Annotated in this window: 14 protein-coding genes and 1 tRNA gene; 8 read left to right on the top strand and 7 right to left on the bottom strand. The window is 70.5% G+C overall.

Going from position 1 to position 17755, the window contains the following annotated elements; genetic code table 11:
* The first annotated feature begins 17 nt into the window (after positions 1 to 17).
* A complete protein-coding gene (locus ACZ7DY_RS22435; RefSeq protein WP_471137809.1) occupies positions 18 to 893 on the top strand; it encodes a M23 family metallopeptidase in 876 nt (291 codons plus the stop codon).
* Here the strand turns inward: ACZ7DY_RS22435 and ACZ7DY_RS22430 are convergent.
* On the bottom strand, positions 823 to 2319 hold the full coding sequence (locus tag ACZ7DY_RS22430; protein ID WP_471137808.1) for an MFS transporter: 1497 nt from the start codon (positions 2317 to 2319) through the stop codon (positions 823 to 825). The two genes, ACZ7DY_RS22435 and ACZ7DY_RS22430, sit on opposite strands and share 71 nt — an antisense overlap.
* Before the next feature lie 93 nt (positions 2320 to 2412).
* On the opposite strand from ACZ7DY_RS22430, the gene ACZ7DY_RS22425 reads away from it, so the two are divergent.
* The 3 genes from ACZ7DY_RS22425 (at position 2413) to ACZ7DY_RS22415 (ending at position 4790) form a co-directional block, all read left to right on the top strand.
* On the top strand, positions 2413 to 3054 hold the full coding sequence (locus ACZ7DY_RS22425; RefSeq protein WP_471137807.1) for a TetR/AcrR family transcriptional regulator: 642 nt from the start codon (positions 2413 to 2415) through the stop codon (positions 3052 to 3054).
* 10 nt (positions 3055 to 3064) lie between these two features.
* The gene (locus ACZ7DY_RS22420; protein ID WP_471137805.1) at positions 3065 to 3874 is read left to right on the top strand and encodes a maleylpyruvate isomerase family mycothiol-dependent enzyme; all 810 of its coding nucleotides are present in this window, start codon (positions 3065 to 3067) and stop codon (positions 3872 to 3874) included.
* Positions 3875 to 3947: 73 nt separating this feature from the next.
* Positions 3948 to 4790 carry an META domain-containing protein gene (locus ACZ7DY_RS22415; protein WP_471137804.1) on the top strand — a complete coding sequence of 281 codons (843 nt, stop codon included), beginning with the start codon at positions 3948 to 3950 and terminating at the stop codon, positions 4788 to 4790.
* On the opposite strand, the gene ACZ7DY_RS22410 is transcribed toward ACZ7DY_RS22415, so the two are convergent.
* Positions 4781 to 6214: a sulfatase family protein gene (locus ACZ7DY_RS22410; protein ID WP_471137802.1), complete on the bottom strand. Its 1434-nt coding sequence runs from the start codon at positions 6212 to 6214 to the stop codon at positions 4781 to 4783. The genes ACZ7DY_RS22415 and ACZ7DY_RS22410 overlap by 10 nt on opposite strands.
* A 213-nt stretch (positions 6215 to 6427) precedes the next feature.
* Here ACZ7DY_RS22410 and purF point away from each other — a divergent pair, with 213 nt between their 5' ends.
* Entirely contained in the window at positions 6428 to 7954 is a 1527-nt protein-coding gene (purF, locus tag ACZ7DY_RS22405; RefSeq protein ID WP_471137800.1) for an amidophosphoribosyltransferase, read from the top strand.
* Between the two features lie 36 nt (positions 7955 to 7990).
* Entirely contained in the window at positions 7991 to 9064 is a 1074-nt protein-coding gene (purM, locus tag ACZ7DY_RS22400; RefSeq protein ID WP_471137798.1) for a phosphoribosylformylglycinamidine cyclo-ligase, read from the top strand.
* A 141-nt stretch (positions 9065 to 9205) separates the two neighbouring features.
* Here purM and ACZ7DY_RS22395 read toward each other — a convergent pair whose 3' ends face one another.
* Together ACZ7DY_RS22395 and ACZ7DY_RS22390 are read right to left on the bottom strand one after the other, a co-directional pair.
* Positions 9206 to 9457 (bottom strand): DUF3073 domain-containing protein, encoded by a 252-nt coding sequence (locus ACZ7DY_RS22395; protein ID WP_361172967.1) that lies wholly within the window; start codon positions 9455 to 9457, stop codon positions 9206 to 9208.
* 281 nt (positions 9458 to 9738) lie between these two features.
* The gene (locus ACZ7DY_RS22390; RefSeq protein ID WP_471137796.1) at positions 9739 to 10818 is read right to left on the bottom strand and encodes a Leu/Phe/Val dehydrogenase; all 1080 of its coding nucleotides are present in this window, start codon (positions 10816 to 10818) and stop codon (positions 9739 to 9741) included.
* A gap of 232 nt (positions 10819 to 11050) precedes the next feature.
* Here ACZ7DY_RS22390 and ACZ7DY_RS22385 point away from each other — a divergent pair, with 232 nt between their 5' ends.
* Both ACZ7DY_RS22385 and bldC read left to right on the top strand, forming a co-directional pair.
* Positions 11051 to 11896 (top strand): DUF8083 family protein, encoded by an 846-nt coding sequence (locus ACZ7DY_RS22385; RefSeq protein WP_471137794.1) that lies wholly within the window; start codon positions 11051 to 11053, stop codon positions 11894 to 11896.
* A gap of 486 nt (positions 11897 to 12382) precedes the next feature.
* Positions 12383 to 12589 carry a developmental transcriptional regulator BldC gene (gene bldC, locus ACZ7DY_RS22380; RefSeq protein ID WP_003949541.1) on the top strand — a complete coding sequence of 69 codons (207 nt, stop codon included), beginning with the start codon at positions 12383 to 12385 and terminating at the stop codon, positions 12587 to 12589.
* A gap of 489 nt (positions 12590 to 13078) precedes the next feature.
* Here the strand turns inward: bldC and ACZ7DY_RS22375 are convergent, their stop codons facing one another.
* The 3 genes from ACZ7DY_RS22375 to hrpA form a co-directional block, all read right to left on the bottom strand.
* Positions 13079 to 13408: a DUF6274 family protein gene (locus ACZ7DY_RS22375; RefSeq protein WP_471137793.1), complete on the bottom strand. Its 330-nt coding sequence runs from the start codon at positions 13406 to 13408 to the stop codon at positions 13079 to 13081.
* A gap of 127 nt (positions 13409 to 13535) precedes the next feature.
* Positions 13536 to 13610: transfer RNA gene (locus tag ACZ7DY_RS22370), tRNA-Asp, on the bottom strand.
* Positions 13611 to 13716: 106 nt separating this feature from the next.
* Complete coding sequence (gene hrpA / locus ACZ7DY_RS22365; protein ID WP_471137791.1) at positions 13717 to 17697, bottom strand: ATP-dependent RNA helicase HrpA; 3981 nt, start codon at positions 17695 to 17697, stop codon at positions 13717 to 13719.
* Positions 17698 to 17755 lie beyond the last annotated feature (58 nt).

Genomic DNA, 17755 nt, shown 5'->3' with positions numbered 1-17755 from the left:
CGTACCAGGGGGAAGTCATGTCCGAACGCCGCCGCAAGGCCGTCGCGCTGGTCCAGCACGGGCTGTGGGTGATCTTCTTCGTCCAGATCGCCGTCCGGTTCTTCGTGGAGCTGCCCTACGGCTACTGGGTGAGCTGGCTGCCCGCGCTCGGCGCCATCGCCCTCACCCTGGCCAACTCCCGCTCCGCCCGCCGGCACATCGAGGCCGAGCCCCCGGCGCCGGTGGAGATCGGCGCCCCGGTCACCGGCCGCTGGGCCGCCCTCAACAGCCCCGCCGACAAGGTGCCGAGCCACGGCACGCACAGCCTCGGCCAGAGCTACGCCATCGACATCGTGGCCGAGCCCGCGGAGGGGCCCGGCCGCCCTGCCCCCGTCTGGTTCTGGCCCGTCGCCCACCGCAACGAGGCCTACCCGGCGTTCGGCGCGCCGCTGCACGCGGTCGCCGACGCCACCGTCGTGCACGCCGAGGACGGCCAGCGCGACCACCTCAGCCGCAGCTCCCTCCTCGGCGTCCTCTACTTCTGGCTGGTCGAGGGCGTCGGCAGGACGCTCGGCGGGGCCCGCCGCATCGTCGGCAACCACATCGTCCTCGACCTCGGCGAGGGGACGTACGCCCTGTACGCGCACGTCCGGCGGGGCTCGCTCGCCGTGGGGGCGGGCGACCGGGTCACGGCGGGTCAGGTGCTCGGCGAGTGCGGCAACTCCGGCAACTCCACCCAGCCGCACGTGCACTTCCAGCTGATGGACGGGCCCGACAAGACGACGGCGCGGGGTGTGCCGTTCCGGTGGCGCGGGGTCGGGGTGCCCGCCAACGGCGAGGTGTTCACGGTGCCGGACGGGGAGCCGGGGAGCGGCGGGGGAGCCGCAGGGCGAGCAGGGTCCCGAGCAGCATGACGCCCGCCCCGCAGAGGAAGACCAGGTCGGTGGCGTCGACGTAGGCCTGTACGGCGGCGGCGTGCGTGTCCCCGGTGAGGCCGGGGATCGCGGCGATGTCGCCGCCGGGCCCGTCCGCCGCGTACCGGCGGAGCAGCACCGCGCCGAACACGGCGGTGCCGACCGCGTTGCCGAGGGTCTGGAAGAAGCGGACGGCCGTCGTCGCGACGCCCAGCTGGTGGCGCGGGGCGGAGTCCTGGACGAGCTGGATGAGCTGCCCGATCAGCTGGCCGAATCCGATGCCCGCCAGCAGGAGTTCGGCGCGGATCAGCCAGAGCGAGGTGTCCGGTCCGACGGTCGCGAGGAGGCCGAAGGCGACGGCGGTGGTCGCCGTGCCGCCGATGGTGAAGGTCCGCGCGGACCAGCCGCGGGCGGCGAGGCGGCCCGAGAGCAGCCCGACGGCGGTCATGCCGGCCGCCATGGGCAGCAGATAGAGCCCGGCCGACGAGCTGGAGACGCCCCGCGCGACCTGCAGGTAGACCAGCACGTAATAGATGACGCACATCATCGCGGCGCCCGAGAGGCCCTGGATGGCGAAACCGCGGCGCAGCTGCGGGACCTTGAACAGGGAGAGCGGCAGCACCGGTTCCGCCGCCGTGGCCTGGCGCCACAGGAAGAGCGCGAGGGTGAGCGCGGCGGCCGCGAGCAGGGCGATGACGACGGGTGAGGACCACCCGTACTCCTTGCCGCCCCAGTCGGTGACCAGGAGCAGCGCCACGGAGAACGCGGCGGCCAGCGCGGCCCCGGGGTAGTCGATGGCGCGGCGCGCGGCGGGCTTGTGCGGCAGTTTCAGCACGAAGGCGGAGGCGATCAGGACCGCGATGCCGATCGGCAGGTTGATGTAGAAGATCCAGCGCCAGCTGGCGTGGTCGGCGAGCAGGCCGCCGAGCCAGGGTCCGAGCGCCATGCCGCCGCCCGCGACGACGCCGCCGAAGCCGCCGTTCCTGGAGGAGGCCTCGCCGGGGCCCTTGAGCTGGGCGAGCACCACCATCGTGACGCTCATCAGGCCGCCGCCCCCGATGCCCTGGACGGCGCGGGCCGCGATCAGCTGGCCCATGGACTGGGCGGCGCCGCAGAGCGCGGAGCCCAGCAGGAAGGTGGCGACGGCGGTGACGAAGACGCGCTTGGCGCCGACGACGTCGCAGAGCTTGCCGTAGAGCGGCAGCATCGCGGCGCCCGCGAGGGCGTAGGCGCTGACCAGCCAGGGGATCGAGTCGACGCCGTGGACCGGGTCGAGGTCGCGGACGATCGGCACGGTGGCGGCCGAGACGATCTGCATGTCGAGGACGGCGAGGACGATCGTGGCGAGGCAGAGGGCGAGGGCGAGCCTGGGCCGGCCTTCGGTCTCGGGGGCGGTCGTCGCGTGGGGTGCGGTGGTGACGGGCATGCCGCCACCATGCCATAAAAATATACTCAGTCAATGTTTCGTCCGAGAAGAAAATTTATCCGGACCAAAAATTCATCCTGGTACAGTGCGGGTATGGCTGAGGAACCGGTGGGACTGCGGGAGCGCAAGAAGCGGCAGACCGCGATGCGGATCTGGCGCAGCGCGCTCGACCTCTTCCTGGAGCGCGGCTTCGACAAGGTCTCCGTCGCGGAGATCGCCGCCGCCGCCGAGGTCTCGAAGATGACGGTCTTCAACTACTTCGGCACCAAGGAGGACGTCCTCCTCGGCCCGATGGAGGACCACGTCGGCGACGCCGCCCGGGCGGTGCGCGAGCGTGCCCCCGGCGAGTCCGCCGTCGCCGCGCTGCGCCGCCAGTTCCTCGCCAAGGTGGCCGAACGCGACCCCTCGATCGGCCTCTCCGACGACGTACGGCTGGTCCAGATGCGCCAACTCATCACCGACACACCGGCCTTGGCGCGCCGCACCCTGTTCTTCCAGATGCGCGGCATCGAGCTCCTCGCGCAGGTCCTCGCCGAGGAGACGGGTGACCGGCTGCTCGCGGGCGTCGCCGCCCACCAGCTCGTCGCGGCACGGGACGCGGTGATCCTGGAGAACCACCGCAGGCTGCTCGCCGGCGACCGGGCCGACGACATCGCGGACGACTGCGCGGCCCTCGCGGAACGCGCCTTCGATTTGGTGGAAAAGGGGCTTCAGGGGTACCCCGAAAACACTTAGGCTCAGCCCCATGCCACCGGCCAAGAAGCGCACGCGTTCCTACGATTCCGCCAAGACCCGCGCCGCCGTCGTCGCCCAGTTCGGCCACGTGCGCGAGGCGGTCCGCGCCCTCACCCCCGACCAGCTCGCCGGCCCGACCCGGCTCGGGGTCTGGACCGTGCACGACCTGGCGGTCCACATCGCGATGGGCCTCTCCACCGTCCACGACTACCTCGGCCTCCCGGAGCCGGAGAAGCCCGAAATGACCCTGGCCGACTGGCCGTTCGTGACGGCCAGTGCCGCCCCCATGGTCGACGAGGCCACCCGCGCCGGCGCGAAGAGCGTCGGCGCCGGCCTCGACGAGCTGCTCACCCGCACCCTCGCCGACGTCGAGGAGGCCCTGAAGTCCCCGGCGGCCGCGAACGACGAGCGCCTGGTGCCGTCCCGCCTCGGCGCCATGCCCCTCGGCGAGTTCCTGGTCACCCGCATCATCGAACTCACTGTCCACACCGACGACTTGAACGACGCGGTGCCGGGCCTCGACATACCCCACGACCGCCAGGCACTCGCCGCCTGCGCCCGGGTGCTCGCCGACGCCCTCGCGGTGAAGGCGCCGGGCGCCTCGACGGAAGTGCGGATCCCGCCGTACGCGGTCGTGCAGTGCGTGGAGGGCCCCCGGCACACCCGCGGCACCCCGCCCAACGTCGTCGAGACCGACCCGCTCACCTGGATCCGCCTCGCGACCGGCCGGGCGGACTGGGCGAGCGCCCTGGACGCGGCGAAGGTCAGTGCCAGCGGGGAGCGGGCCGACCTCTCGGGACTGCTGCCGATCATGAGTTGACCGCTGCCGGTCATGAGGTGACGGTGGGGGGAGCGAAGGGAACCGGTCCCCCCACTTGTCCCGTCACATCGTCATGCACACGCAGCGTCTGACTCTCACCCTGACCGCGCTGGCCTCCGCCGGGCTGCTGCTCACCGCATGCGGCACCGAGTCGGGGGCCGGCTCCGCAGGCGACTCCGGCGGCCGTTCCGCGGGCAGCGGGCACCACGTCACCGGCGTCCGGTGGAACGTCGACCGCCTCACCGTGGGCGGCCGGACGTACGACGCCCCCAAGGGCGCCTACCTCAAAATCGGCGAGGACGGCCGGGCCGGCGGCAGCTACGGCTGCAACCACGCCGGGTTCGACGTCTCGGTCAAGGGCGACCGCCTGGACTTCGGCGAGCCCCTGCTGACGAAGCGGGCCTGCCCGGGCGGCGACCGCATGAAGTTCGAGGAGAACCTCGCACGCGCCCTCGGCAAGGGGAAGTTCACCGCGAAGGTCACGGGCGACCGCATGACCCTCACCACCGCCAAGGGAGACCGCGTGGACTTCACCTCACAGCCCGCACCGCCCGACGCCCCGCTCACCGGCACCAAGTGGACGGTGAACTCCGTCGGCGACGCCGGGACCGCCGCGTCCCTGCCGAAGGACGTCACCGGCAGGGTCCATCTCACCTTCGGCGACGACGGCAAGGTCCGCGGCAACCTCGGCTGCAACGACGTCACCGCCAAGGCCGAGGCGAAGGACGGCCGCATCACCTTCGGCGCACCCGCCACCACCCGGAAGATGTGCGGGGGCGAGGCGATGGCCACCGAACGCAGGCTCCTCAAGCTCTTCGACGGCACGGCACGGTACGAGGTGCGGCGCTCCACCCTGCGGCTCACCGCCGCCGACGGCACCGTGATCACCGCGGACGCCGGCGGCTCTCACTCGTAGGGCAGCAGCTCCCGGTCCGTCCGCTCCCACGCCGCCTTCAGCTCGGCGAGGAGCGCCGGTTCACCCGCGCTCCGGTCGGCCTGCTCGCGCCGGTCGGCCGCGAGGTCGAACAGCTGGTCCGGGCCGCCCTTGCCGCGGTAGTACTTCCAGTCGCCGCGCCGCAGCGCCCGCTCCCCGCGCACCCGCCAGAACAGCTCGCGCTCCGCGATGTCCTCGCCCCGCAGGAGATAGGGGGCGAGACTCGTCCCGTCCAGCGGGTACGCCGGATGCGGGCGCGCCCCGGCGACCTCCAGGAGCGTCGCCGTCCAGTCCGGCGTGAAGACCGGCTCGTGGCTGACCTGCCCGCCGTCCAGCCGCGCGGGCCACCGCACGATGGTCGGCACCCGGATGCCGCCCTCCTTGAGCGAGCCCTTGTTGCCGGAGAGCGGCCAGTTGTACGAGAAGCGCTCACCGCCGTTGTCGGAGGCGAAGAAGACCAGCGTGTCCCGCTCCTGCCCGGACTTCCTCAACGCCTTGAGGACCTCGCCGACCGAGCGGTCCAGGTCCTGCACCATCTCCGTGTACTTCTCGACGGACCCGCCGTCCCGGTGCGTCAGCGCACCCTTCTCCCCCGCCTTGATCCTGCGCACGATCGCGGCGCTCTCCGCCTCGTCCCCGTCGGCGATCCACGGCCAGTGCGGGGTGGTGAAGTTGAGGTTGAGCAGCCACGGCCGGTCATGGTCCCGCAGGACGTACTCGCTCGCCCGCTCGGTCAGGATCCGCGTGTAGTAGCGCAGATCCTTGTACGTGGCGTCGCCCTCGTAGAGGTCGTACTCCCCGCCGAGCCCGAGCTTCGAGTAGTACTCCAGGGCCCCGCCGAAGTTCCCGAAGAACTCCTCCCAACCCGACTTCGTGGGCGAGTGGTCCGGCAGATACCCGCAGTGCCACTTGCCGATCAGCGCGGTGGCGTACCCGGCGTCCCGCAGCAGCGAGGCAAGCGTCGGGTGGTTCGGGTCGAGCCCCACCGACCTGTCCGCTATCGGCTCGGCGAGCCCGCCCTTCGTACGCCCGGGGAATCGCCCGGTGTACAGGCTGAAGCGGGTCGGCGAGCAGGTCGCGGACCCCGCGTACGCGTCGGTGAAACGGACACCTTGCCGGGCCAGGCGGTCCAGGTGCGGGGTCCTGATGTGCGGGGACCCGTAGGACGAGAGGTCGGCCCAGCCGAGGTCGTCGCCGAGGACGAAGAGGATGTTGGGCCGCCCGGAGCGGCGCCCGGGGGCGGCGGCGAAGGGCCGCTCGGCGGCGCGCGCGCCGGCGCTCCCCGCGCCCACCCCGACGGCGGCGGCCGCGCCGGCCACACCGCCCGCGAACGAGCGCCGGGACACGTGCGAGGACCGGGAGTTCGGGGCCGGCCGTGCGGGGCGTGACGATCCATGAGGCTGCATGCCGAGGAGCCTCACGGGGCCGCGGGACCGGGGTCAACGCGTCCCCGCCTCTGTTCACGAAGCCGTCGTCGCAGTTCACAGCCGTGTCGTGAGCCGGAAACACGCCCCGGTCACCGCGCGGGCGCGGCGCCGCCACAGCGCCCTGCTCACCCTCCGTGCAGGCCCCGTATCCCCAATTCGGACCAGTGGTCGATCTCGCCTACACTCGAAGACGTGCCACGTGGTGACGGTCGACTCAATCACGATCTGCTTCCCGGCGAGAAGGGCCCCCAGGACGCTTGCGGCGTCTTCGGTGTCTGGGCTCCGGGCGAAGAGGTCGCAAAGCTCACGTACTTCGGGCTCTACGCCCTCCAGCATCGGGGCCAGGAATCCGCGGGAATCGCGGTCAGCAACGGCTCCCAGATCCTCGTCTTCAAGGACATGGGCCTCGTTTCCCAGGTCTTCGACGAAACCTCTCTCGGCTCGCTCCAGGGTCACATCGCGGTCGGTCACGCCCGCTACTCGACCACCGGGGCCTCCGTCTGGGAGAACGCCCAGCCGACGTTCCGTGCCACCGCGCACGGCTCCATCGCGCTCGGGCACAACGGCAACCTCGTCAACACGGCGCAGCTCGCCGAGCTCGTCGCCGACCTGCCCAAGGAGAACGGCCGCGCGACCCAGGTCGCGGCGACCAACGACACCGACCTGGTGACGGCTCTCCTCGCGGGCCAGGTGGACGACGACGGCAAGCCGCTGACCATCGAAGACGCCGCCATGAAGATCCTCCCGGACGTTCAGGGCGCCTTCTCCCTCGTCTTCATGGACGAACACACGCTGTACGCGGCCCGCGACCCTCAGGGCATCCGCCCGCTGGTCCTCGGCCGCCTGGAGCGCGGCTGGGTCGTCGCCTCGGAGTCCGCGGCGCTCGACATCTGCGGCGCCTCCTACGTCCGCGAGATCGAGCCCGGCGAGTTCGTCGCGATCGACGAAAACGGACTGCGAACGTCCCGATTCGCGGAAGCGAAGCCCAAGGGCTGTGTCTTCGAGTACGTCTATCTGGCGCGCCCCGACACCGACATCGCGGGCCGGAACGTCTACCTCTCGCGCGTCGAGATGGGCCGGAAACTCGCCGCGGAAGCGCCGGTCGAGGCCGACCTCGTCATAGCGACGCCCGAATCCGGCACCCCCGCCGCGATCGGTTACGCGGAGGCGTCCGGCATCCCCTTCGGCGCCGGCCTGGTCAAGAACGCGTACGTCGGCCGGACCTTCATCCAGCCCTCGCAGACCATCCGCCAGCTCGGCATCCGCCTCAAGCTGAACCCCCTCAAGGAAGTCATCAAGGGCAAGAAGCTGGTGGTCGTCGACGACTCGATCGTCCGCGGCAACACCCAGCGCGCCCTGGTCAAGATGCTCCGCGAGGCCGGCGCCGCCGAGGTCCACATCCGGATCTCGTCCCCGCCCGTGAAGTGGCCGTGCTTCTTCGGCATCGACTTCGCGACCCGCGCCGAACTCATCGCCAACGGCATGACGATCGAGGAGATCGGCACCTCGCTCGGCGCCGACTCCCTCTCGTACATCTCCATCGACGGCATGATCGAGGCCACGACCATCGACAAGCCGAACCTCTGCCGCGCCTGCTTCGACGGCGAGTACCCGATGGACCTGCCCGACCCCGAACTGCTCGGCAAGCAGCTTCTGGAGACGGAACTGGCCGCGGGCCCTGCGGCCACCGCCGCCAGCGACGCGATCCGTCGCCCGTAAGACCCCACGCAGTACGACACGAAAGTTCTCACCGTCATGTCTGAGACCACTGGTGCCAGCTACGCAAGCGCGGGCGTCGACATCGAGGCGGGCGACCGCGCCGTCGAGCTGATGAAGGAGTGGGTCAAGAAGACCCAGCGCCCCGAGGTCGCGGGCCTCGGCGGCCTCGGCGGCTTCGCCGGGCTCTTCGACGCCTCCGCGCTCAAGCGTTTCGAGCGCCCCCTGCTCGCCTCCGCGACCGACGGCGTCGGCACGAAGGTCGACATCGCCCGTCAGATGGGCGTCTACGACACGATCGGCCACGACCTCGTCGCGATGGTCATGGACGACATCGTCGTGTGCGGCGCCGAGCCGCTCTTCATGACCGACTACATCTGCGTCGGCAAGGTCCACCCCGAGCGGGTCGCCGCCATCGTGAAGGGCATCGCCGAGGGCTGCGTCCTCGCCGGCTGCTCCCTCGTCGGCGGCGAGACGGCCGAACACCCCGGGCTGCTCGGCCCGGACGACTTCGACGTGGCGGGCGCCGGCACGGGCGCGGTCGAGGCGGACCGCCTGCTCGGCCCCGATCGCATCCGTAAGGGTGACGCGGTCATCGCCATGGCGTCCTCGGGTCTTCACTCGAACGGGTACTCGCTCGTCCGGCACGTGGTCTTCGACCGCGCCGGCTGGGCGCTCGACCGGCAGATCGAGGAGTTCGGCCGCACCCTCGGCGAGGAGCTCCTGGAGCCCACCAAGATCTACTCCCTGGACTGCCTGGCGCTCACCCGCACCACCGACGTCCACGCCTTCAGCCACATCACCGGCGGCGGCCTCGCGGCCAACCTCGCCCGGGTCATCCCGGACGGCCTGCACGCGATCGTCGACCGCGGGACCTGGACGCCGGGTGCCGTCTTCGACGTGGTCGGCAGGACCGGACAGGTCGAGCGCCTCGAGCTGGAGAAGACGCTGAACATGGGCGTCGGCATGATCGCGATCGTCCCCGAGGAGTCGGCGGACGCGGCGCTCACCACCCTCGCGGACCGCGGCGTGGACGCCTGGGTCGCGGGCGAGATCACCGACCGCGCCGACCACGCCACGGGCGCCGAGCTCGTGGGCGACTACGCCGAGTAGGCCGGGGGCAGCCCGTGCGGCAGCCGTCAGGGCAGCACAAAACCCGGTCCGGGGTGGTGACCACCCCGGACCGGGTGAAGTGCGGTTGCTACGAGAACTGCGAAGGCCGCGTAGTCAACGAATGCTGCGTCTGCAACGAGGTCAAGCGCCGCGGCGCTGCGACGACGGACCGGACTCGTCGTCCTCGTCCTCGTCGTCGTTGTACAGATCCGCGTACTGGGCGTACGGGTCGTCTTCCTCGTCGTCGTCTTCGAACGGCTCGCCATTCGGCGGCTGTTGCGAAGTCGAAGCGCCCAGCTCATTGGCCAGACGCGACAGGTCAGTCCCGCCGCTGCTGTACTTCAGCTGGCGGGCGACCTTCGTCTGCTTGGCCTTTGCCCGGCCGCGCCCCATGGCTCGACCCCCTCGGATACGGGGCTCGACGGCCCCAGAGTCTTGACACGCGTTCATGATCTGGAACGGACTCTCCTCGGAGAGACCGGTCCGTAGGGCTTCCACGGTACCTGCTCCTGCGGCCATACGGTACGTCGCCCGCAGGACGCGCCTCGGCGCAGAACCCGCGAGGAGCCCCGTCCTCGCTGGTCAACTGCGATTTTAACCTCTTCTTGCCGGGCGACCCGCCGACGGGGGTGAGTCTTGTCTCTCGATCGCGTCGGCGGGGCCCTCTCATGGCATCAGCCGCGCGCCTCCGAGATCCGCTGCTCGGCGATCCTGTCGGCCGCGGCTGCCGGCGGAATGCCGTCCTCCTTTGCGCGAGCGAATATGGCCAGAGTGGTGTCGAAGATCTTCGACGCCTTCTTCTTGCACCGGTCGAAGTCGAAGCCGTGCAGCTCGTCGGCGACCTGGATCACCCCGCCCGCGTTCACCACGTAGTCCGGCGCGTAGAGGATCGACCGGTCGGCGAGGTCCTTCTCCACGCCGGGGTGCGCGAGCTGGTTGTTGGCGGCACCGCACACCACCTTCGCGGTGAGGACCGGCACGGAGTCGTCGTTCAGGGCACCGCCCAGTGCGCAGGGCGCGTAGATGTCCAGGCCCTCGGTCCGGATCAGCGCCTCGGTGTCCGCCACCGCCGTCACCGAAGGGTGCTTGTGGAGGATGCGGTTCACCGACTCCTCGCGGACATCGGTGATCAGGACCTCGGCGCCGTCCTCCAGGAGGTGTTCGACGAGGTGGTGGCCGACCTTGCCGACGCCCGCGACACCGACCCTGCGGCCGCGCAGCGAGGGGTCGCCCCACAAGTGTTCGGCGCTGGCACGCATGCCCTGGTAGACGCCGAAGGCGGTGAGCACCGAGGAGTCGCCCGCGCCGCCGTTCTCGGGGGAGCGGCCGGTGGTCCAGCGGCACTCGCGGGCCACGACGTCCATGTCGGAGACGTACGTGCCGACGTCGCAGGCCGTCACGTACCGGCCGCCGAGCGAGGCGACGCAGCGGCCGAAGGCGAGCAGCAGCTCCTCGCTCTTGATCTGCTCGGGGTCCCCGATGATCACGGCCTTGCCGCCGCCGTGGTCGAGGCCGGCCATGGCGTTCTTGTACGACATCCCGCGCGACAGGTTCAGGACGTCGGCGACGGCCTCCGCCTCGGTGGCGTACGGGTAGAAGCGGGTGCCGCCGAGGGCCGGGCCCAGGGCGGTGCTGTGGATGGCGATGACGGCCTTGAGGCCGCTGGCACGGTCCTGGCAGAGCACTACTTGCTCGTGGCCTCCCTGGTCCGAGTGGAACAGGGTGTGCAGGACGCCGTTGTCTGCTTCGGTCACTGTGGTGACTCCCGGTCGAGTGCGGCGGTTGGGCGGGCTCCCGTACGGGTGGCGGGGGTCCGATGGGCATGAGACTAGAGGCTGTCCACCGCGTCCCGCCGCCCGGTGCCGAGGATCACCCCCTCCCGGAGTACGCGCGGGGCGCGAGCGGGCGCGGGAGGGGTTCCGGCCGACTTCGGCCGTGGCACGCTGGGCAGTGTTTTCCAGCTGGTACGTGGGGGAGAGAGCAGCCGTGCCCAAGGTGTCATCGGTGTCGGTCCCGTATGCGGCCTACCTGCGTGTGTACGAGCCGCTTGCCGCCTTCCCGGAGCCGGAGCGCGGCCACTGGGCGCGGTACGCCCGCCGCCCGGACCTGCCCTCCTGCCAGGACGAACTCCGCCGCTCGCTGGCCGACTTGGTCCCCACGCCACCCGTGCCCGTGCCGGTGCACGAGAGCGGCGACGCCTTCGTGGTGGAGGTCGACGGGGTGCTGTGCGTCTGCCCGTGGCGGACCCGGCTGCGCGGCTGGCAGGCGATGGGGGAGCTGGCCGGGCAGCTGCCCCCGACGGTCCTCGACGCGGTGCTCCCCCCGGTGCTGCGGCGCCAGACGGCCGCGGACTACGAGCAGTGGCTGGCCCGCAACCCCGACGCGCGCCCCTGGATCCGTACGTCCACGTGGCAGGTGCCGCTGCACTGGTTCGTCCTCGTCTCCGACGACGAGCGGAGCCGCGAGAAGGAGGGGGCGGACGGCGCCCCGCCGGCGCTGCGCTACCGCACCCCGATGGTGCAGGCGCGGCGGAGGGTCGCGCGGGGTCTGAAGACGCTGCGGGAGACTCTGGACGAGGGGCCGCTCATCGACGGGCTCACGGACGTCGGCCGCTGGCTGGAGGAGTTCCACCCCCGCTCCCTGGTCGAGCTGGACTACGGGGGGCTGGTGCACGCCCTGTCCGCCGACGAACTCGACGAGGACCACTCGGCGGCGGACGTGGCCGAGGGCATCGAGGCGCTGCGCAACGGCGACGGGGTGGCGGCCGGTGAGGCGTATGCGAGGCTCGTGGGGCGATGGCGGGCGGTCCGGGACCTCCAGTTCGCCAACTGAAGGGCCGGGCTTTGCGGCGGCGGAGGCGTTACGCGGCCCGCCGGGACGTAGGTCCTGATCCGGGCCTTTGCCTCAAGCGTGACGGACCGCACTTAGTGGGCTCTTGCGCCCATCACCCCTCCTCATGCCAAAATAGGACAAGGAGTCCGGGGAGGGCTCCTTCCGCCCAAGTACGGGCGGAATGCTCAGCATTGCACTCTATGGGGGGTCTGTTGACTCCTGATCGCTCTGTGACTGATCGTCACTGTGGCGTGACTGTCCGCTATGGCATGGTCCATCGGCTTCCGTCGGTGATGAACACCTGGGAGGGCAATTCCATCGGTTTGGCCGACGTGGCTGGACGGATGGTGTAGTTGTAGTGCCGAGGACAAGCCGTTCGTCCTATAACCGACTCGACTCGCGTCCGCCATTTCGGGCAACGCGGGTCAAGGTGCAGAATTTAGAGGAATGAACCGAGAAGGTTCGGTTCTCCCGAGGAGGCCGCTCATGACCGCTCGCACCCCTGATGCCGAGCCGCTGCTGACCCCCGCCGAGGTCGCCACGATGTTCCGCGTCGACCCCAAGACGGTCACGCGCTGGGCGAAGGCCGGCAAGCTCACGTCGATCCGCACGCTCGGCGGACACCGCCGTTACCGCGAGGCTGAGGTCCGCGCACTGCTCGCGGGCATTCCGCAGCAGCGCAGCGAGGCCTGAACTACCGCTTAACCAGCAGTAACCCGCACAACTCGGGCGAAGAGCACCACTGCTGCCGGGTCCCCCAACCTGGCCGTACGTCCGACATATGGCTACACACGACAAGGGTCCCGCCCCAACGGGGCCCACGCCTGCGACACATGGGTGCGTCGTTCGATCGCGCTGGACTCCGCCGGGTCCAGCGCGATCTTTTTTGTGTGCCGAGGAGCCGCTGGTGGGCGGGTTCGTGCGTGCCCTTGTCGGAGTCCGGTGGTCCCTGGAGAGCCGTCCGGGGTGTGGCACCGGAGGTGGTGCAATTGCACATATTAAATTGGCCCATTGTAGGGAGGGCGTAAGTTCCGGGGTTCCCAAAACTTGTTCGGTGACACCCGTCACACGCCGTTCATCTTGTTGCGCACAACACCCCTGCGCTAGAGGGGTCGTGGCGACATCCGAAGGCCTTCCGCTTCCAGCCTCCCACCGCCGGGGCGGGGCGCGCCTCGGCATTGGTCATGCGTCGGGGGGACTTTCGTCCTCGCCGGGCGCCGCGCCCGGGTCGCTCCCCGACGCGCCGCGTGCGGCGCTCTCCACGACGAAGGCGCCCTCGGGAGCCTCCCGTTCGCCGTGGGCGGGCTGAGAGGGCTCCAGGGCGAGCCGCAGCAGCTGATGGCAGATCGGGCAGTGCCGGGTCAGATGGCGGTAGCTGGTGGCCGCCGCGAGGTGCGCGCGCAGCAGGGCGCGCGTCTCGTGCCGGACGGACGCCGAGGACGCCGGGGGAGCCGAGGGCGACGAGGGCGATGAAGGCGTCGAAGAGGCCGGGGAAGCCGAAGAAGCGGACATGCGTCACCTCCTGGGGAGCCTCCCGCCGGCTCCCTGTTCTCCGGGGTACCGGGGGAATGTGACGCAGTCAAGGTTGCGGGCACGACAACGGGCCGCATCCCCGAGGGGATGCGGCCCGTACGCACTGCGGTCCTGACGGGATTTGAACCCGCGGCCTCCACCTTGACAGGGTGGCGAGCACTCCAAACTGCTCCACAGGACCTTGCTTCGCGGCGCCGATTACTGCGTTGCGCTGCGAGACAGGACTCTACAGCAGTGCAGGCCCGGCGGTCGAACTCACGCTGTGCGCCCGGCTCGTCACACCGGGATCACGGCGCGGCCGCGTCGATCGCCTTCACGATCCGCTTGTCCGAGACCGGATACGCCGTGCCGAGCGCGTGCGCGAAGTAGCTGACGCGGAGCTCCTCGATCATCCAGCGGATGTCCAGGACCTCCTGCGGCACCGGCCTGCCCCGCGGCATCTGTTCGAGCAGCCACAGGTACTCGTCGCGCATCTCGCGGACCTTCTCCATGCGGGCGGTGTCCCGCTGGACGTTGGTCGGCATCTGCTGCAGCCGCCGGTCCGCCGCCACCATGTACCGCATCAGGTCCGCGAGGCGGCGCAGCCCCGTCTCCGTCACGAAGCCCGGCTTGATGAGGGAGTTCAGCTGCTCCCGCACGTCCGCGAGGTTGGGGAGCAGCGCGGGGCTCTTCGCCGACTTCAGGCGGCGCTCGCAGGCCTGCCAGGCGGCGAGGACCTGCTGGACCTGGCCGACCGCCCGCACCGTCGTGTCGACGATCTCCGCGCGCACCTTGTCGAAGAGCTTGCGGTACGACTCCTCGTCCCAGGCGGGCCCGCCGAAGTCCGCCATCAGCTGGTCCGCGGCGGCCATCGCGCAGTCGTCGAAGAGGGCCTGCATGGAGCCGTGCGGGTTCGCCGAAAGGGCGAGCTTCTGCTGGTTGGTGAGTTTGTCGGAGGCGAACTTGGCCGGATTCACCGGGATGTTGCGCAGGATGAGGCGCCGGGTGCCGCGCCACATCGCCTGCCGCTGCTCCGCCTCGGTGTCGAAGAGGCGTACGGAGACGGTGTCGCCGTCGTCCACGAGCGCGGGGTACGCCTTCACGGGCTGGCCTGCCCGGCGGGTCTCGAAGACGTGCGAGAGCGTGCCGATCGTCCAGTCCGTGAGCCCGGAGCGCTCGACCGCCGCGCCGCCCGACCGCTCCGCCGTCGCCGCGGCCGCCTGCGAGAGCGCCTTGCGGGCCTTCGGCTTGAGCCGGAGCTTCAGCGAGTCGAGGTCCTTGTCCTCGGCGAGCTTCCTGCGCCGCTCGTCGGTGATCCGGAACGTGATCTTCAAGTGGTCCGGTACGCGCGTGAGGTCGAAGTCGTCCGGGGAGACCGGCACACCGACCATCCGCTGGAGCTCGCGCGCCAGCGTCACGTGCAGCGGCTCCTGCATCGGCACCGCGCGCTCCAGGAACGCCTTCGCGAAGTTGGGCGCGGGGACGTAGTTGCGGCGGACCGGCTTGGGCAGGGAGCGGATCAGCTCGACCACGACCTGCTCGCGCAGGCCCGGGATCTGCCAGTCGAAGCCCTCGTCGGTGACCTGGTTGAGGACCTGGAGCGGTATGTGCACGGTGACGCCGTCCGCGTCCGCGCCCGGCTCGAACTGGTACGTCACCCGGAACGTGAGCTGCCCCTGGCGCCACGAGTCGGGATAGTCGGCCTTGGAGACGCCCTGCGCCTTCTCGTTGATCAGCATCGACCGCTCGAAGTCGAGCAGTTCGGGCTCTTCGCGCTGCTTCTTCTTCCACCAGGAGTCGAAGTGCGCGCCCGACACGACGTCCGCCGGCACCCGCTGGTCGTAGAAGTCGAAGAGGGTCTCGTCGTCGACGAGGATGTCGCGGCGGCGCGCCCGGTGCTCCAGCTCCTCGACCTCGGTGAGGAGCTTGCGGTTGGCGGCGAAGAACTTGTGGTGCGTGCGCCAGTCGCCCTCCACCAGCGCGTTGCGGATGAACAGGTCGCGGGAGACCTCGGGGTCGATGCGGCCGTAGTTCACCTTGCGGTCGGTGACGATCGGGACGCCGTACAGCGTCACCTTCTCGATCGCCATCACCGCCGCCTGGTCCTTCTCCCAGTGCGGCTCGCTGTACGTGCGCTTCAGGAGGTGCTGGGCGAGCGGCTCGACCCACTCCGGCTCGATGCGCGCGTTGACCCGGGCCCAGAGGCGGGAGGTCTCGACGAGCTCGGCGGACATGATGAAGCGCGGGGGCTTCTTGAAGAGCGCCGAGCCGGGGAAGACCGCGAACTTCGCGCCCCGCGCGCCGAGGTACTCGTTGCGCCCGCCGCCGCGCTGCTTGGGGTCCCTCTCCTTGCTCTCCTTCGACTCCTTCACGTCCTTCATCCCGATGTGGGAGAGCAGGCCGGCCAGGAGGGAGACGTGGATGTGCTGCTCGGGGGCGTCGTCCTCGTTCAGATGGATGCCCATCTGCTTGGCGACCGTGCGCAGCTGCGTATAGATGTCCTGCCACTCGCGGATCCGCAGGAAGTTGAGGTACTCCGCCTTGCACATGCGGCGGAAGGAGGACGAGCCGCGCTCCTTCTGCTGCTCGCGCACGTACCGCCAGAGGTTCAGGTACGCGAGGAAGTCGCTCGTCTCGTCCTTGAAGCGGGCGTGCAACTGGTCGGCCTGCGCCTGCTTCTCCGCCGGGCGCTCGCGCGGGTCCTGGATGGAGAGCGCCGCGGCGATCACCATGACCTCGCGCACGCAGCCGTTCTTGTCGGCCTCGAGGACCATCCGGGCCAGCCGCGGGTCGACGGGCAGCTGGCTGAGCCTGCGGCCCTGCTCGGTGAGCCGTTTCTTCGGGTCCTTCTGACCCGGGTCGAGCGCGCCGAGCTCCTGGAGGAGCTGGACGCCGTCGCGGATGTTGCGGTGGTCCGGCGGGTCGATGAAGGGGAACTTCTCGATGTCGCCGAGGCCGGCCGCCGTCATCTGCAGGATGACCGACGCGAGGTTCGTGCGGAGGATCTCCGCGTCCGTGAACTCGGGGCGCGAGAGGAAGTCGTCCTCGCTGTACAGGCGGATGCAGATGCCGTCCGACGTACGGCCGCAGCGGCCCTTGCGCTGGTTGGCGCTGGCCTGGCTGATCGCCTCGATGGGCAGCCGCTGCACCTTCGTGCGGTGGCTGTAGCGGGAGATGCGGGCCGTGCCCGGGTCGATCACGTACTTGATGCCGGGGACGGTCAGGGACGTCTCGGCGACGTTGGTCGCCAGGACGATTCTGCGGCCGGTGTGCGGCTGGAAGACGCGGTGCTGCTCGGCGTGCGAGAGGCGGGCGTAGAGCGGGAGGACCTCGGTGAACCGGTAGTTCTTCTTGTTCAGCGCGTCCGCCGTGTCGCGGATCTCGCGCTCCCCGGAGAGGAAGACGAGGATGTCGCCCTTGCCCTCGGCCTGGAGCTCCTCGACGGCGTCGGTGATCGCGGTGATCTGGTCGCGGTCGGAGTCGTCGCCGTCCTCTTCGAGGAGCGGCCGGTAACGCACCTCCACCGGATACGTCCGCCCGCTGACCTCGACGATCGGCGCGTCCCCGAAGTGCCGCGAGAACCGCTCCGGGTCGATGGTCGCGGAGGTGATCACGACCTTCAGATCCGGCCGCTTCGGCAGCAGCTGGGCGAGATAGCCGAGCAGGAAGTCGATGTTGAGGGACCGCTCGTGGGCCTCGTCGATGATGATCGTGTCGTACGCGCGCAGCTCGCGGTCGGTCTGGATCTCCGCAAGGAGGATGCCGTCCGTCATCAGCTTCACGTACGTGTCGGCGCCGACCTGGTCGGTGAAGCGGACCTTCCACCCGACGGCCTCGCCGAGCGGGGTGTCCAGCTCCTCGGCGACGCGCTCGGCGACCGTGCGGGCCGCGATCCGGCGGGGCTGGGTGTGCCCGATCATGCCGCGCACGCCCCGGCCCAGCTCCATGCAGATCTTGGGGATCTGCGTGGTCTTGCCCGAACCGGTCTCACCCGCGACGATCACGACCTGGTGGTCGCGGATCGCCTCGGCGATCTCGTCCTTCTTCTGGCTGACCGGCAGCTGCTCGGGATAGCTGATGGCGGGCACGCGGGAGCCGCGCTCGGCCATCCGCGCGGCGGCCTTCTCGACGTCCGCCGCGATCTCGGCGAGGACGGCGGCGCGGGCCTCGGGCTTACGGATCCGGCGCGCACCCTCCAGCCGCCGGCCGATCCGGTGCTCGTCGCGCAGCGAGAGCTCGGTCAGGCGGGGGGCGAGGGCGTCGAGGGTGAGGGCGGGCTGCGTAGACATACGGGTTCCAGGATCTCACCCGCGACTCGGCAGTGGCGAACCGATTTCCCTGGCGTCC

The organism is Streptomyces sp. NPDC037013, from assembly GCF_055607265.1.
The sequence above is the reverse complement of the archived record's forward strand: the minus strand, read 5'-3'. Positions and strand labels throughout refer to the sequence as shown.